Annotated in this window: 14 protein-coding genes; 6 read left to right on the forward strand and 8 right to left on the reverse strand. The window is 68.6% G+C overall.

The genetic code is table 11. The features are described from left to right. Positions 1-10: 10 nt before the first annotated feature. Both NS6_RS17560 and NS6_RS17565 read left to right on the forward strand, forming a co-directional pair. The gene (locus NS6_RS17560) at positions 11-901 is read left to right on the forward strand and encodes a hypothetical protein (RefSeq protein WP_068043179.1); all 891 of its coding nucleotides are present in this window, start codon (positions 11-13) and stop codon (positions 899-901) included. Between the two features lie 272 nt (positions 902-1,173). Further along, positions 1,174-2,574, forward strand: coding sequence for a class II fumarate hydratase (locus tag NS6_RS17565; protein ID WP_068043181.1), 1,401 nt, complete (start codon positions 1,174-1,176; stop codon positions 2,572-2,574). Positions 2,575-2,703: 129 nt separating this feature from the next. On the opposite strand, the gene NS6_RS17570 is transcribed toward NS6_RS17565, so the two are convergent. From NS6_RS17570 to glpX, 3 genes are all read right to left on the reverse strand, one after another. Continuing rightward, complete coding sequence (locus tag NS6_RS17570) at positions 2,704-3,561, reverse strand: acyl-ACP desaturase (protein WP_068043183.1); 858 nt, start codon at positions 3,559-3,561, stop codon at positions 2,704-2,706. A gap of 223 nt (positions 3,562-3,784) precedes the next feature. Then, positions 3,785-4,381 (reverse strand): LGFP repeat-containing protein, encoded by a 597-nt coding sequence (locus NS6_RS17575; protein ID WP_068043390.1) that lies wholly within the window; start codon positions 4,379-4,381, stop codon positions 3,785-3,787. Between the two features lie 229 nt (positions 4,382-4,610). Beyond that, positions 4,611-5,654 carry a class II fructose-bisphosphatase gene (gene glpX / locus NS6_RS17580; protein WP_068043185.1) on the reverse strand — a complete coding sequence of 348 codons (1,044 nt, stop codon included), beginning with the start codon at positions 5,652-5,654 and terminating at the stop codon, positions 4,611-4,613. Positions 5,655-5,786: 132 nt separating this feature from the next. On the opposite strand from glpX, the gene NS6_RS17585 reads away from it, so the two are divergent. Next, complete coding sequence (locus NS6_RS17585; protein WP_068043187.1) at positions 5,787-6,356, forward strand: DUF4245 domain-containing protein; 570 nt, start codon at positions 5,787-5,789, stop codon at positions 6,354-6,356. A 5-nt stretch (positions 6,357-6,361) separates the two neighbouring features. On the opposite strand, the gene NS6_RS17590 is transcribed toward NS6_RS17585, so the two are convergent. The 3 genes from NS6_RS17590 to NS6_RS17600 are packed head-to-tail and all read right to left on the reverse strand — an operon-like array spanning position 6,362 to position 8,720. Beyond that, entirely contained in the window at positions 6,362-6,601 is a 240-nt protein-coding gene (locus NS6_RS17590) for an exodeoxyribonuclease VII small subunit (RefSeq protein WP_210746993.1), read from the reverse strand. After that, entirely contained in the window at positions 6,598-7,953 is a 1,356-nt protein-coding gene (gene xseA / locus NS6_RS17595; protein ID WP_068043392.1) for an exodeoxyribonuclease VII large subunit, read from the reverse strand. Before xseA ends, NS6_RS17590 begins: the two co-directional genes overlap by 4 nt. A 14-nt stretch (positions 7,954-7,967) precedes the next feature. Continuing rightward, positions 7,968-8,720, reverse strand: a complete 753-nt coding sequence (locus tag NS6_RS17600) for a lipid droplet-associated protein (RefSeq protein WP_068043191.1) — start codon at positions 8,718-8,720, stop codon at positions 7,968-7,970. Between the two features lie 248 nt (positions 8,721-8,968). On the opposite strand from NS6_RS17600, the gene NS6_RS17605 reads away from it, so the two are divergent. Next, positions 8,969-9,976, forward strand: coding sequence for a 4-hydroxy-3-methylbut-2-enyl diphosphate reductase (locus tag NS6_RS17605; RefSeq protein WP_068043193.1), 1,008 nt, complete (start codon positions 8,969-8,971; stop codon positions 9,974-9,976). 228 nt (positions 9,977-10,204) lie between these two features. Here NS6_RS17605 and NS6_RS17610 read toward each other — a convergent pair whose 3' ends face one another. Next, complete coding sequence (locus NS6_RS17610; RefSeq protein ID WP_210746929.1) at positions 10,205-11,209, reverse strand: DUF6542 domain-containing protein; 1,005 nt, start codon at positions 11,207-11,209, stop codon at positions 10,205-10,207. Between the two features lie 167 nt (positions 11,210-11,376). After that, entirely contained in the window at positions 11,377-11,502 is a 126-nt protein-coding gene (locus NS6_RS36245; protein WP_281211422.1) for a hypothetical protein, read from the reverse strand. On the opposite strand from NS6_RS36245, the gene NS6_RS17615 reads away from it, so the two are divergent. Both NS6_RS17615 and NS6_RS17620 read left to right on the forward strand, forming a co-directional pair. Next, complete coding sequence (locus NS6_RS17615) at positions 11,501-12,697, forward strand: exonuclease SbcCD subunit D (protein ID WP_068043195.1); 1,197 nt, start codon at positions 11,501-11,503, stop codon at positions 12,695-12,697. The genes NS6_RS36245 and NS6_RS17615 overlap by 2 nt on opposite strands. Further along, positions 12,694-16,224, forward strand: a complete 3,531-nt coding sequence (locus tag NS6_RS17620; RefSeq protein WP_068043196.1) for an AAA family ATPase — start codon at positions 12,694-12,696, stop codon at positions 16,222-16,224. The genes NS6_RS17615 and NS6_RS17620 overlap by 4 nt, the downstream gene beginning before the upstream one ends. Positions 16,225-16,309: the final 85 nt, after the last annotated feature.

A 16,309-nucleotide genomic window follows, 5' to 3' on the forward strand; every position in this document is an offset into this window, starting at 1 on the left:
GGTGCGTGCTATGCCTTCGACCCCGCACGAAGTGGTGATCGATATGTTCACGGAGCGGCCGCAACTGGTCGCTTCGCTGTTGTCCGCGCTCGGTTACGAGCTACCCGACTACGAGACGGTGGAACCCCGCTCCGAACGGGCGGCTGTCGTGGCACCCACCGAGTATTACGCCGATGCGGTATTGGCGTTCCGCCGTGGCGGCGACACGGTCTTGGCGGTTGTGGTCGAAATCCAGCTACGTCCGGACCCGGATAAACCATGGGCGTGGCCGGTGTACACCACCTCGCTGCGGGCGCGGATGAAATGCCCGGTCCTGCTTCTGGTCGTCTGCCCGGACCGGCGGACCGCGAAGTGGGCCGCCAAACCACTCGAAATCGGGTTCGGTAATCCACCCACCACTGTGACACCCCTGGTCCTGGACCCGTCGACGGTGCCGGTGGTCACCGACCCGCAGGTGGCAACGGAACTGCCGGAGCTGGCCGTATTGTCTGCCGTCGCTCACCCGCACCACCCCGATCACGCCCGGATCTGGATGGCCCTGGCCGCGAGTTTTCGAACTCTGGGGGCGGACCCGTCCCTGCGATACCATGACTTCATCCTGACGATGCTGCCGCGCGCTGTTCGTCCTGCTTGGGAGGCTTTTATGTCCACCGGTCTGCGTGATTACAACTTCACCAGCGACTTCGCCCGCAAGTACATCGCCGAAGGGGAGGCGAAGGGTGAAGCAAAAGGCGAAGCGAAGGGGGAGGCGAATTCGATCCTGACTGTGCTCGATGCCCGTGGGATAGATGTGTCCGACCAGGTCCGAGATGCCATAACCTCCTGCGAGGACCTCGACCAGCTGCAGAAGTGGCTGCGGAGGGCTCTCGAAGTTGTCGAGGCGGAGGAATTGCTCGCCTGAAAGGCCCTCCAGGTGACCCGAACCGCACGTGGGTGGGGGCTGGGTCGGCAGCCGCACTGTCAGGTATCCCCGTATCCACGGCGCCGAGACAACTCCAGTAGTGGCAATCGGATCGCACAATGCGGCGTGATTCGCCAGTGGCTGTGTGTGCCGGGGTCCTGCGCAGTCATTACCCAGCAGTTGTGGTCCGCCGGTTCGCTGTACCGGCGCCGGTGGCCCAAACCTCACGCGTGGCGCACCCACTTCGGTCGGTGCGCGCATAGGGTCGGGATATGAGTGAGCAGACGCAGTATCGGATCGAGCGCGACACCATGGGCGAGGTCCGGGTTCCGGTGGATGCGCTGTGGCGGGCGCAGACGCAGCGGGCGGTGGAGAATTTCCCGATCAGCGGGCGTGGGCTGGAGCGGGCGCAGATCCGGGCGCTCGGCCTGCTGAAGGGGGCCTGCGCTGTCGTCAATCGGGATCTCGGTTTGCTCGACGCGGAGAAGGCCGAGGCTGTGATCGCGGCGGCCGCGGAGATCGCCGAAGGGCGGCACGACGACCAGTTCCCGATCGATGTGTTCCAGACCGGGTCGGGCACGAGTTCGAATATGAACGCCAACGAGGTGATCGCTTCGATCGCGGCGAACAACGGGGCCACGGTGCATCCGAACGATCATGTGAACATGTCGCAGTCGTCGAACGACACCTTCCCGACCGCCACCCATCTGGCGGCCGTCGAGGCCGTGATAAAGGATCTGCTGCCGGCGCTGGAGCATCTGCGGCTCGCGCTACTGGACAAATCCACAGAGTGGCGCACAGTGGTGAAATCGGGGCGTACGCATCTGATGGACGCTGTGCCGGTGACGCTGGGCCAAGAGTTCGGGGGCTACACCCGGCAGGTCGCGGCAGGGATGGAACGCCTGCTGGCGACGCTGCCGCGGCTGGGGGAGCTGCCGATCGGCGGGACGGCCGTCGGCACCGGTTTGAATGCGCCCGCCGGTTTCGGTGCGAGGGTGGTGGCGGAGCTGGTGCGCACCACCGGAATCGACGCGTTGAGTGAAGCCGAGGATCATTTCGAGGCACAGGCCGCCCGGGACGGCCTGGTGGAGGTTTCCGGGGCCCTGCGCACCGTCGCAGTGAGCCTGACGAAGATCGCCAACGATATTCGCTGGATGGGATCCGGGCCGCTGACAGGGCTGGGGGAACTCCAGTTGCCGGACTTGCAGCCGGGTAGTTCCATCATGCCCGGCAAGGTCAACCCTGTTCTGCCCGAGGCGGTTACGCAGGTGGCGGCTCAGGTTGTCGGTAACGATGCCGCGGTTGCGTTCGCCGGGGCGGGCGGGCATTTCGAACTGAATGTCTACATTCCGGTGATGGCGCGCAATGTGCTCGAATCGATTCGCCTGCTGGCAGCGGTATCCCAATTGTTCGCCGACCGGTGTATCCACGGTCTCACCGCGAATGCCGACCGGCTGCGCACGCTGGCCGAATCCTCGCCTTCGATTGTGACACCGTTGAATTCGGCGATCGGGTACGAGGAAGCCGCGGCGGTGGCCAAACAGGCACTGCGGGAGGAGAAAACGATCCGGCAGACGGTGGTCGACCGGGGGCTGGTCGGCGAAAAACTCAGCGAGGAAGAACTGGATCGGCGCCTGGATGTGCTGTCCATGACCAATATCGACAAGGACTGAAACCGGCCGCTTGCGGAAGCCGATGCGAAGTCGCGGGCGGCAGCTGGGAATCGCCGCCCGGCCTTCGACGGTCGGTCCGGCGGGTGTGCCGGGTGCCGGGCCGGTGGCCCGGCCGGCCCCCGGTAGCGGTCAGGAGCGGAAGCGGTCGAGTTCGGCTCGTGCCGCCTCGCCGGCTTCACCGAGATCGGTGCGGCCGAAGACATTCCAGCGTTGCAGTAGCGGGGCGAACACGAGCTCGTCCTGTTTCGCCGGATCGTAGATCCCGGCCTCGGCCAGCACCTCGTCGCTGCTGCGGCCGTCGGGCAGGGTGACCGAAGGCACCCGGAACGCGGCGATCTGGTCGGCGATGGCGCGCGCGGCCTGGTCCGGTGCTTGGTCGAAGCCTGCGGCCAGCAGATCGGCGAAGACCTCCGCTTGGGTTTCGTCGTCCTGCGCGATCCGCTCGCTGATGGCGGTGACCAGTGCGTTCTCGCCGAGCGCCGCGGTGTTGCGGTGCCGGATCGCGGAGGCCTTCTCCTCGAACGCGCAGGCGGCCAGCACATCGAGCAGGTGCATGGGCTCACGGCGGAAACCGGTGGTCATATGCCCCATGCGCAGCCGCTCCAGTTCCACCGGATCGCAGGCGCGGGTGGTCATCAGATAGTTGCGGATCAGGACGGAATGCCGGGCCTCCTCGGCGGTCCAGCGTCCCACCCAGCGCCACCAGGCGCCGGTTCGCAGATATTTGCCGACCTCCCGGTGATAGGCGGGCAGATTATCGGCGATGAGCACACTCACGGTGAGCGCCGTGCGTGCCGTATCGCTCAGTCCGGACTGGGCGGGGTCCCAGTTCTCGCCACCGAGGAAGGCGAAGTTGCGTCCGTCGTCCCACGGCACGTAGTCGTGCGGCTGCCATTCATCGGCGGTTTCCGTATGGCGCCGTATGGTCAGTTCCACGTCGACCGCGAGGGATTCCAGCAGGTCGCGGTCGGTCAACAGATTCTGCACGCACACACGGTAGCCGGTCGGATGGGAGATCGGGTGAGCACCGGGTCGGGTCGGGAACTATCGGTCACGGGTTCAGTTCCGGTGGTGATCGTGCACGGTATCCGAAGCGGTCGAAAAGTGACCGCGAATTCTGAACGGAGAGTGCCGCCGCAACGGTTTTCGGGCGAGTTACGGCGGACAGCAGAAGGGGCGCCCGCCGTGGCGAGCGCCCCTGTTCCGGAAATCAATTCATGGTGACCGTGGTGGTGCGGTCGGAGGAATTCCAGGTGATGGTGCCGCCCTCGAACTCGCTCATCTTGCCCTCCGGGGTGTCCTGCTCGTCCGAGGTCGGGAACCCGAGTTCGCCGTCGGCGCCGCCGTCGGCTTCCCACGCCTCCTGGATATCGCCCCACACGACGTGGGCCCCGGTGTCCTGACTGAAGAAAATGGTGCCGCCGACGAAGTTCTGGTAGCGGCCACCGTCACCGGCGACCTGCTCCTCTCCTTCGGGCATACCGAGTGTGCCGGCCGGTCCGCCCGCCTCGTTGTACTTTTGATAGATGCTGCCGGACACCGTGACCTCGGTGCCGTCTGGTGTCTGCACCGTGGTTTCACCGGCATCGGCGTTGGGATCGGAGTCCGGGGCGGGCGATTCCTCCGCGCCCGGCGATCCGGTCGGGGTGTTCTCCGCACCGGTGTCGTCGCCGGGCATCACCTGTGAGGTGAGTGAACCGACAGTGTCCGAGACCGAGGTGTCGTCGTCGCCGCAGCCCGCAACCAGCAGGCCCGCGGCCGCGAGCGCAATGGTGAATCCTGCTGAACGTCGAGCGAAGTGGTGCATGTCCATCCTCTCGCGACAGGCAGGAGTGATCTGCGGCCGCAGCCGCGTGGCTCATCACTCCGGCTCATTGAGGCGGCAATGCTACGGCTACCCAGCGCGAGATCCGTAGCGCCACCACCTTCGGTGGTCACGGGGATCGTACCCGGAATCGGCAGGCGCAGGATCGTATGCCCGATATTTGCTGTGAGGTGGGTGTGCCGCCACGCGAATCACGGGCCGGCACCCGCCGTCACGGCAGGGGCGGATTGGCGTGCTCGTCGCCGTGGAAATCGACAGAGGAGTACTCGCGGAGCTTGGTGAGCCGGTGGTAGGCGTCGACCATTCGGACGGTGCCCGATTTCGACCGCATGACGATCGACTGGGTGGAAGCGCCACCACCGTAGTAGCGGACACCGCGCAGCAGATCGCCGTCGGTGACGCCGGTGGCGCAGAAGAAGACGTTGTCGCCGGACACCAGATCCTCGGTGACCAGGACACGATCCAGATCGTGGCCGGCATCGATCGCCTTCTGGCGTTCGTCGTCGTCCTTGGGGGCGAGTTTGCCCTGCAGCGTGCCGCCCATACAGCGCATCGCGGCGGCGGCGATGATGCCTTCCGGAGTGCCGCCGATCCCGACGAGGATATCGGTGCCGGAATCGGGGCGGGCGGCGGCGATCGCGCCCGCGACATCGCCGTCGGAAATCAACCGGATCCGGGCGCCGGCTTCGCGGACCTCATGGATCAGGTCGGCGTGCCGGGGCCGGTCCAGGATGCAGACGGTGATATCGGACACCGACGCGCTCTTGGCCTTGGCGACCTTGCGGATGTTCTCCGCCATCGGCGCCGAGATATCGATCACATCGGCCGCATCGGGCCCCACGGCGATCTTGTGCATATAGAACACGGCCGAGGGATCGAACATGGCGCCGCGTTCGGCGACCGCGAGTACCGAGATGGCGCCCGGCGAACCCTTCGACATCAGGGTGGTGCCGTCGATCGGGTCGACCGCGAAATCCACTTCGGGGCCGGTGCCGTCGCCGACGTTCTCCCCGTTGTAGAGCATGGGCGCCTCGTCCTTCTCGCCCTCGCCGATCACCACGACCCCGCTCATCGACACCGAGCTGACCAGCTGTCGCATCGCATCCACGGCCGCCCCGTCGCCGCCCTCTTTGTCGCCGCGGCCCACCCAGCGGCCCGCCGCCATCGCACCGGCCTCGGTAACACGGACGAGTTCGAGCGCGAGGTTGCGGTCGGGCGCCTCGCGGCGGCTCGAAGGGGTCGCGGATGCCGTCATAACGGGTGCCTCCTTGGCGTCGGAACTTCGGGGCAATTGTCGCATTGACCGGTTCCGCCGAATTGATCAGCTGCTACGGCAGTACCGGGGGCGGGGCGGGGTGGTGCCTCTACCACGGTGGATACTGGGAGCGTGCCGAACAAGAAGCCACGCATCATGAACGACTACCGGGATCTCGTCTGGTCGCTGATCCCGTTGGTACTGATCGCCGTGGTGTTCGCCGGGCTCACCAGCCAATGCAGTTTCGCGGCGAACGGTCCCACCCAGGGAACGATCCCCAGTTTCGACGCCGACGCGGCCCTGCGCTCGGACGCACAGAACCTCCGGTTCCCGGTGCGGGAGCCGGCGCTACCGGCGAACTGGAAACCGAACTCCGGGAGCCGCGACACCATCACCGCCGCCGGGGGCGGCACGGTGAGCACGATCGGCTACATCACCGGTGCCGGCACCTACATGGAACTGAACCAGAGCGATGCCACAGAAGAGGTGCTGGTAGATCATGTGGTGGGCACCCGATACGCCACCGGCACCCAGGAAACGGGCAGCCAGAAATGGGTGGTGTACGACGAACCGGGCGCCGAACCCGCATGGGTCGCCGATTTCGGGGACAGCCGGGCACTGATCCGGGGCGCGGGAGATACCGCGGCCTTCGAAACGCTGGCCGCGGCGGTGACGGCCGCGCAGCCGCTGCCGACCCGGTAAACCGCCTATTCCCGATCGGAGTCGGCGAGCGCCTTCTCGACCCGCTGCCGTGCCCCTGCCAGATGTTGCTCACAACGGTTGGCCAGGGCCTCGCCGCGCTCCCACAGGGCCAGGGCCTCGTCGAGGTCCATACCGCCCTGCTCCAGCATCTTCACCACGTTGACCAGTTCGTCACGGGCGCGTTCGTAGCCGAAACCGGCGATCTCGGCCAGCTCGTCGGTGGCGCTGGTATCGGGCACGGTCAGGTCCTCTCGGTGTGGTGCGGTTCGGCAGTATCGGTCGCCTGCGGTTCGGCGGCCCGCCGGGTCGGTGAGCGGCCCTCGCCGAGCGGGATCGTGCCCAGGCCCGCCGCGGAGATCGCGCCGTCACCGACCCGGATCCGTAGCTGACTACCCGCGGGCGCGTCCTCGATACTGCGCACCACATGGCGTTCCGGACCGGCCACTCGCTGCACGACAGCGTAGCCGCGGGCCAAGGTCGCGGCCGGCCCCACGGCGGTCAGCTGCCGCCGTAGATGGCCGGCGGTGGTGGATTCGGTGCGGAGCAGATCCGTGACGGTGCGGCGGGTGGCGGCGCGCAGGCGTTCGACCTCGTCGTGGCGGTGGCCGAGTTCGCGCAGCGGGTCGGCCAGGACCGGCCGCGAACGCAGTTGCGCCAGCGCGGCGGCTTCCCGCTGGACCCAGCCGCGCAGAGCGGCGGCGGAGCGGGAACGCAGCTCCCGGACCAGCGCGGTTTCGGCGGCGGCGTCGGGGACGACGCGTTTGGCGGCGTCGGTCGGGGTGGCGGCGCGCAGATCGGCGACCAGATCCGACAGCGGGGAATCAGGTTCGTGACCGATCGCGCTGACAACCGGCGTGGTCGCGGCGACGATCGCGCGGCACAGCGTCTCGTCGGAGAACGGCAGCAGATCCTCGACACTGCCGCCGCCGCGCGCCAGCACGATCACCTCGACGGCGGGATCGCGGTCGAGCTCGGCGAGCGCGTCCAGAATCTGCGATACCGCGGACGGACCCTGTACGGCGGTATTGCGCACCTCGAACCGCACCGCGGGCCAACGGCCCCGGGCCACGGTCAGCACATCGTGTTCGGCCGCACTACCGCGGCCGGTGATCACACCGATCGTCGCGGGCAGGAACGGGAGAGGTCGTTTGATGCGCTCGTCGAACAACCCCTCCGCGGCCAGCAGCGCCTTGAGCCGTTCGATCCGGGCCAGCAGTTCACCGACGCCCACCGGGCGGATCTCGGTGACCCGCAGCGAAAGGGTGCCGCGACCGGCGAAGAACGAGAGCTTGCCGTACACCACCACCCGGCTGCCCTCCTGCAGCGGCACGGGAGCGTCGCGCAGCAGCGCCGGATCGCAGGTGACCGACAGCGACATATCCGCGGCCGGGTCGCGCAGGACGAGAAACGCGATGCGGGTACCGGGCCGCGAACTGATCTGGGTCAGCTGTCCCTCGACCCAGATGCTGCCGAGCCGGTCGATCCACTGGGCGACCTTCATCGACACCGAACGCACCGGCCACGGCTGTTCGGCGGAATTGGCGGGGGCGGGCGGCTGCCCGGACCGGCCGGATCCGGCCCGGCCGGCCGCGGACACCGAATCGGCTCCCGTCACTGGGCTCGCACGGTGGCGATCCGGTTGGTCAGCATGGTGACGAATGCGGCGCGGTCCCGGGTGCGCTGCTCGTAGTCCAGCAGCGCGACCAGATCGGCGACGGTGAGGGTACGCAGGCGGCCGCGTAGCTGGGCGAGGGTCATATTCGGGTAGTCGTAGCGGGCGCCGACCTCGGGAAGTCCGGGCTCGTCGGCGTCCGCCGGCTCCGAGGCGTTCTTCGCGTCGGTCTCGCCTGCCCCCGGCTTCGCCACACTCGGGGCCTCCGGGGCAGGCGCGGCCTCTGGCTCCGGGGCAACGGTGCCGGTTTCCGGCGTGACCCGCTTCTCCCGCCCTTCGGTCTCGAAGCTGGTGGTGCCGGGCACCGCATTCCCGTTCTGCATCGCGCGCAGACCGGCCAGAGTTTCCTGCAGCGCCAATTCCACCTCGACCGGATCGGAGTCGAACCGGTCGAACCCGCTGTCACGCGCCGGTGCGGCCCCACCGGGCCTGCGTACCGGCAGCTCGTCGTCCTCGTCGAACGTGGCCCATTCCGGCTGCTCCTCCGGACGGTTGACGATCCGGTCGAACACCGAATCACCTTTGATCGCGAGACTGGTGACGAACTGCTGGGCGTGCATGCCCGCTTGTAGCAGCTGGCTCACCGCGGTGATGGGGAACTTGACCGCCGCGGAAGGCAGCCGTCGTGTCTCCTCCAGGACATAGACGGCGGCTCCGGCGGCGACACGGGCCAGGAACGGTGGTCGAAACATGGTACTAGCCTGCCCGATATCGCACGGTCCGCAAAAGAGGGTGAGCCCACTCGGCCCGGCGCGGGGCGGCGCCGGTGCCGGCCTGTTCTGTCCGCGGCCCGCCCGGACATCGCGCCGACTGCCGTCGCTTGCCTTCCGTTGCAGGTCAGCGCAGTGCGGCAATCGCCCGACGGCCTGTCGGCACCGGAGTGGGCGTGCCGCGGCGCACGGCCGCAGCAGGGGCCCGGGTACGCACGTATCCTGTCGGCATGTCCTCGGCTATACCGTTGAATGTCGGAATCACTCGCTCGGCGGGCGTCGCCACCGTCACCGCTGAGGGGAAACGAGTGCTGCTCGCCGAACCACGCGGCTACTGCGCGGGCGTGGATCGCGCGGTGGAAACCGTGGAGAAGTCGCTGGAGAAACACGGCGCGCCCATCTACGTCCGCAAGGAGATCGTGCACAACCGCCACGTGGTGGAAACCCTGCGCGAACGGGGCGTGATCTTCGTCGACACCACCGACGAGGTGCCCGAGGGCGAGCTCGTGGTGTTCTCCGCCCACGGCGTCTCCCCGGCCGTCCACGCCACCGCCGCCGAACGCAACCTGCGCACCATCGACGCGACCTGCCCCCTGGTGACCAAGGTCCATCAGGAAGCCAAACGATTCGCCCGCGACGACTACGACATCCTGCTGATCGGTCACGAAGGCCATGAGGAAGTAGAAGGCACCGCCGGCGAGGCACCCGACCACGTACAGCTGGTCGACGGCCCGGACGCGGTCGCCGGGGTGAGTGTGCGCGACGAGTCCAAGGTGATCTGGTTGTCGCAGACCACGCTCAGCGTGGACGAAACCATGGAGACCGTCTCCCGGCTGCGCGAGAAGTTCCCGGCCCTGCAGGATCCGCCCAGCGACGATATCTGCTATGCCACGCAGAACCGGCAGGTCGCAGTGAAGGCGATGGCACCGGAATGCGATCTGGTGATCGTCGTCGGATCCCGGAACTCGTCGAACTCGGTGCGCTTGGTAGAGGTGGCGCTCGGCGCCGGCGCGAAGGCGTCACATCTGGTGGACTACGCACGCGAGGTCGATCCGGCCTGGCTGGACGGCGTGCAGACGGTGGGGATCACGTCCGGAGCTTCCGTCCCGGAGATCCTCGTGCGCGGGGTACTGGACATGCTGGCCGAGCACGGTTTCGGTGAGGTGCAGCCGGTGACCACCGCCAACGAGACCCTCGTCTTCTCTTTGCCGCGAGAATTGCGCGCCGCCCGGCGCTGACCCGGACCGGGGCGTGCCGCCCTGCCCGCAGTATGCACACGTGTCACATCCCACCGAGTGATCCAGCCCTCGGGTATCAACGGGTGCGGCGTGTTCGTGGGCCGACGGGGCGATGCCCCGGTGCCGGCTGTCACCGGGGCGCTGAGTATGTGTTCAGCAGGGGTTATCGAACGGCGACAGGGAATCGAACCGAAATAGGATCGGACCCGCGCTGCTGTCCCGGCCTGTTCACATCCGTTCCGGGCGCCGGCGTTCCGGGATGGGCTCCCGATCGCGGAACCGGGTGACCTGCGGCTGGCGCGGTGGTTCACCGCCTCCGCGCCGGGGGCGCGCTCGGGCCGGTTCTTCCGGCATCGGGGCGCCGGTCCGTGGCGGCCGGGGCTGATGCACCTCCCGGCCCCGTGGCTGGGCCTCGCGGGAGCGCGGCGTGGCCGCTCGCGCCGGTTGTTCGGCCGCCGGCCGGCCCCGGCCACCACGGCGTGGGGGTTCGGGGGCGGATTCGCGGGTGTAATCCGGCTCGGGGTTCTCCGGACGCTTGGGCCGGGATTTGGCTTTGGTGTTCGCGCTTGCCTTCGAACGTGCGGCCAGCGTTTCGGCGCGCGTCGGTTTAGCTCCGCGTGCCGCTTTTCCCTCGCCTCCCACCGAGCGTTTGGACTGTCCACGCCCGGGGCGTTTCGCGGTATCACGGCGCGGCCGGTCTTCCGCCCGGCTCCGCGGCTCCGCGCGGCTCGTGCGCCGTTCGCGCCGGCCCCAGCTGGTGCCGCGCCGTGCCTCAACCGTTTCCCGGGCCGTTTTCTCCGACCGGTACTGCGCGATCCGGATCGCGGCCACCAGCAGCACCAGCACAGTGGCCAGCATCATCGGCGGGAAACGGTGAACAAGCGGTATGGCCAGATTCAGCAGGATGTCCTTGAGGGAGGAGGTGCTGCTTCCGGTGAGCTGGCGGTAGGCGATCGGGACCGCGATGAACAGTAACAGCGGCGGTAACACCATCGTGGTGAACAGGCTGCGGAACCGTACGGCCGCCACGGCCGCCAGACAGCCGATGATGTAGAAGGTGCTGAAGGTGCCGGTGAGGTCCGTGACATCGCCGAGGGCGTCGATGAGGAAGCCCACGAATATGAACGCCGCCGCGATGAGTACCGCGGCATATGCCGGTACGCCCCGCACCGTCGGCAGTAACGAACGTTGCGGCGCGGGCACCCGGGAATTCACTCGTTGGGAAGCAGCCACGTAATGAACACTATCGCCCGGAAGGGTCGGCCGCGTTACGGCACGGCGGGTCCGGCGCCACGATTGTGCGGAAACCGTGCTCGGCGGGCGTATTCATGACTGTCCAGTCCCGTAGGTGGCGCCCGCCATGATGGCTCATTCGAGACAAGGGCGGGACTGAGTCACCGTCACCGGCGCGCGATATCGCCGGATCGGCGGGCGGAGAACGACGTCGGCGTGTTGCCGGTGTGGCGGCGCCGGGAATCGGATTCGCATTGAAAGGTGTCGGTGGGTTGCCCTAAGTTCGCGGTCATGCGAATCCTGCATACGTCGGACTGGCATATCGGGCGCACCTTCCACGGCGTGGACCTGCTGGCCGACCAGGAACGGGTCCTGGAGGCGATCGCCGGACTCGTCGCCGCGGAGGGGGCGGACACCGTTGTGCTGCCCGGCGACGTCTACGACCGGTCGATCCCCAGCGCCGACGCCATCGCTGTGTGCAACAGGGGTTTCGAGGCGATTCGTGCTGCCGGGGCACGGATCGTGGCCACATCGGGTAACCACGATTCCCCCACCAGGCTCGGGGCCGGGGCCAGCTTCGCGGCCGCCGGTGGGTTGTATCTACGCACCACCGTGGCCGATTCGCACCGGCCGATCCTGCTGTCCGACGCGCACGGTGAGGTCGCGTTCTACGGGATCCCCTACCTGGAGCCGGAGATATGCCGGGCCGAACTCGGGGTTCCGCAGGCCCGCTCCCATACCGAGGTCCTGGCGGCGGTGCTGGCCCGCATCCGCGCCGATATCGCGGAGCGTCCGGGAACTCGGGCGGTACTACTGGCGCACGCCTTCGTGGTCGGCGGGACGGCCGGTGGTTCGGAACGTTCCATCTCGGTGGGCGGAGTGGAGACGGTGCCGCTGTCGCTGTTCACCGAACTCGCGGCCGACTATGTGGCCCTGGGACACCTGCATTCCCCGCAGACACTGGCCGAATCGGTGCGCTACTCCGGATCGCCGCTGCCGTATTCGTTCGGCGAGAGCACACACCGGAAGAAGGTATGGCTGGTCGATCTCGACGCCGCGGGTCCGGCCCGGGTGCGAGAACACGAACTGCCGCAGGTGCGCGGTCTGAGCAAACTCACCGGAACCCTGGCGGATCTGCTCGGCGATTCCGAGTGGGAACCGGCCGAACAGCACTACGTCTCGGTGATCCTCACCGATTACGCCCGGCCGGTGGACGCCATGCGGAAACTGCGGGAACGGTTTCCGCATGCGGTGCATGTGGAATGGGAACGCCCACGGGCGGGCACAGCCCTGAAATACCGGGAGCGGGTGCGCGGCCGCGACGATACGGATATCGCCCGCACCTTTCTCGGCGATGTCCGCGGCGAACCCCGCGAAACGGAGATGCAGTGGCTGGCCCGAGCGATGGCCGCTGCGGTGCGTGAGCCCGAGTCCGGCGGCGACGCGACCGCGGAACCGGCGGACGCCGGAACGGAACTCACGGCATGAGACTGCATCGGCTGGAGATGACGGCGTTCGGCCCGTTCGCCGAAACCACGGTGATCGACTTCGACGAACTCGGCGCGGACGGGCTGTTCCTGCTCCACGGCCGCACCGGTGCGGGAAAGACCACAATCCTCGACGCCATCGCCTACGCGCTCTACGGCCGGGTCCCGGGCGCTCGCGGGGACAAACGCCTGCATTCCGATCACGCGCCCGCACAAACCCGGCCGGAGGTGAATCTCGAGGCGACCCTGGGTGGCCGCCGGGTCCGGATAATCCGCAGCCCGGAATTCGAACGGCCCAAACTACGCGGCAGCGGAACCCGGGTGGAGAACGCCAAGGCCACACTCGCCTGGCTGGACGGACGCGGCACGAATCTGGCGCGGATCAACGAGATCGGCGACGAGATCATCCGCCTGCTCGGAATGAGCGCCGACCAGTTCTTCCAGGTCGTCCTGCTACCGCAGGGAGATTTCGCTCGCTTCCTGCGCGCCGAGAACGAGGATCGGGAACGACTGCTGGAAAAGTTGTTCGACACCGGCCGTTTCGGCAAGGCCGAACAGTGGCTCGCCGCGCAACGCAAGAATTCCGGTGAACAGATCGGGGCGCAGCAGCGCAATGTCGAGGACCTGATCACCCGGGTCGCGGTGACCGCCGGTATCGACCGCACCGAACGAATCGACATTCTCGATGCTGTCGAATGGTCACAGGATCTGCTGACCACCGCCCGCGGCGATCTGGAAATGGCGCAACGCGAATTGGCGCTGCGCCGGGAGGAATCGGCGGACGCCGACGAACAGGCCGAAAGCGAACGGCGGGCGGCCGAGCGCCGTCACCGTCTCACTGTCGCCCGCCGGCAGCTCGACGACTACGCGGCCGGAGGCCGGCAGCGCGAAGCCGACCGGGCCGAACTGGAACGTGCCCGGCGCGCCGAACCGGTGGCCGCTGCACTGGCAGAGGCCGAGGCGGCCGTGGAATCCGCGCGGGGTCGTGACACGGAAGCCGACGATGCGGCGCGGCGGTTGGCCCGACTGGCCGATGAACCCGACAGCTCGGATGTTCCGGGAATTCGCCTGGTGCTACCGGCCGAAGCCGAAGCCGACGAGGCGACCGGGCCCGGCGTGGCAGGTGATTTCAGTGGGCGCACCGCAACCAGCGTTCGTACGCGGCCCGCGTCGGACAGTCCGGACGAGGATCTCACGCTGGATACCGCGATCCGCGGCTGGAGCGCGCTCCTGGGCAAACTCGAGGAAATTCGGTCCGACGCGGCGGACGCCGAGAATACGCGGGCCGAACTCGGCGAACTCCACGGAACCGATGCGCGGCTGCGCGAACGGGCGGCCGAACTGTCCGCTCGCCGTGCGCAGCTACCGGAGATCCTCGCAGCTGCCCAGGCACGGGCGCGGGAGGCCGACGATGCAAAGGCGGCGCTGCCCGGACTGCGGTCCGAACACGAGCGGTTGCAGCAAGCGGCCGCTGCCGCGGTCGAACTGGCCGGTGCGCGAACCGGGCTCGATCGGGCGCGCGTCGATTCGGACGCGGCGCGGGCGGGCCATCTGGAAGCCCGCGAGCGGGTGCTGGACCTGCGTGCGCAGCGTCTGGCCGGGATGGCGGCGGAACTGGCCGGGCACCTCGTCGACGGGCAGGCGTGCGCCGTCTGCGGGTCTGCCGACCATCCGCAGCCTGCGCGGACCGCAACCACCGCGGTCTCCGAAGCGGACGAAGCGGCGGCCGTCGCGGCCGAACACGCCGCTCACCTCACCTTGGAACGCGCCCAGAGCGCGATGGCCGCGGTGGAACGCGAGATCGAAGCCCTCGCCGCACGCGGCGGCGATACCGACCGGGCGGAACTGGCCGCCGCACTGGACCGGGCCACCGACCGTCGCGGTGATGCGGAAGAACTGGCCGCCACGACCGGCGAATGCGCCGCCGAGATCACGCGTCTGCGCGCGGACGAGAACCGGCTGCACGATTCCCTCCGCGAGACCGAGACACAAGCGGGTGCGGTGGCTGCGCAGATCCGGGCGGGACAGCACCGGCTCACCGAGATCGAGCACAAACTGCGCACCGCGGCCGGCCGGGACCGAACGATCGGGCGCCGCCGGGAACGCCTGCACGCGCTGATCGCCGCCGCCGGGGACCGGCGCGAAACCCTGGCGGCCGCGCGGGCCGCCTGGGAAAGGGTGGCAGGGTGCGTAGCGCGCCTCGAAAAGCTTGCGGCAGCAGCAGGATTCGACTCGGGTAAGACTGCGATCGAGAACGTGGTTCGGCCCGCGATATCCACGGATGATCGTGCGGCACGGACGCGCGCCGTCGACGGCGCGGTATCGGCCCGCGCATCGGGCGAAGCCGGAGCTGCGGCGGCCGCCGACGCGCCGGGCGGGCCTGGTTCGGCCGGACCGGGCGAGTCATCAGCGGTCAGGTCGGGTGCGGGTGCCGACTACGGTCCGACTGCTGCCGGCGCCCCCGCAGCATCGGTCGGCGAAAGGGCGGCCGCTGGCGTGGGGGTGGCGGGTGTTCCGGAGGTGGCGGGTGGCGTGGGGGCGACCGGTGGCGTGGGGGTGGCGGGTGTTCCGGAGGTGGCGGGTGTCGCAGGGGCGACCGGCGCCCCGGGGACGGACAGGGAGTCGGGAACGGCCCCTGCTCGCGCGGCATTACTGGCCGCGCTGCGCTGGTACGCGTCCCTGATCGCCGCCGCGACCCGAACCCGGGAACGGCAGGAAACCCTCCGTGCGGCCCTTTCCGCCGCCGAAGAGTTGCGGGCGGCCGCGCAGGCCGTGGTCGATGAACCGGAGATCCAGGCGGCGGCGGCCATCGAGCCCCGTGATCAGGCCGGACTCGCGGAGGCCGTCCACAAGGCCCGGCAGGCGCTGGACGAGGCGGTGGCCGTACACGGGGCCGCCGTGCAGCGGGTGACACGGCTGGAAACGCTGTGCGGACAGTTGTGGGCAGCCGTGGACCTGATCACCCCGGCCCAGCGGGCGCACCAGGAGTTGGTGGAGCTGGCCGAGGTGGTCGCCGGCCGCGGCGAGAACAACCGGCGGATGTCGCTACGGTCCTATGTGCTCGCGGCCCGGTTGGAAGAGGTCGCGGTGGCAGGGTCGGTGCGGTTGCGCCGGATGTCGGGCGGGCGTTATGAATTCGTGCACACCGACCGTGCCGGTACGCACGGCCGGCGGGGCGGCCTGGGGCTCGATATCCACGACGACTACACCGGTGCCGTCCGCCCCGCCCGCACACTCTCCGGCGGCGAGACATTCATGGCTTCGCTGTCGCTGGCATTGGGCCTGGCCGATACCGTCGCCGCCGAGGCGGGCGGGATCATTCTGGACACCCTGTTCATCGATGAAGGCTTCGGCAGCCTGGACGCCGATACGCTGGACGCGGTGATGGGCGTGCTCGACGAGTTACGTGACGGCGGCCGCGTGGTGGGCCTGGTGAGCCACGTCGACGAGATGCGCCAGCGCATCCCCAGCCGCCTCCACGTAATCCGCGGCGCCCAAGGCTCCCGAGTGCAGGCCACCGTCGTCTGATCGGCGACGGATCCAGAACCGGACTGTGCTCACACATCGGTGAACTGCCGTCGGCCGCCCGTGCCGCGGTCGAGCTGTTTCGTGC

Origin of the sequence: Nocardia speluncae NBRC 108251, from assembly GCF_001613245.1 — a bacterium.
Lineage (GTDB): Bacteria > Actinomycetota > Actinomycetes > Mycobacteriales > Mycobacteriaceae > Nocardia > Nocardia speluncae.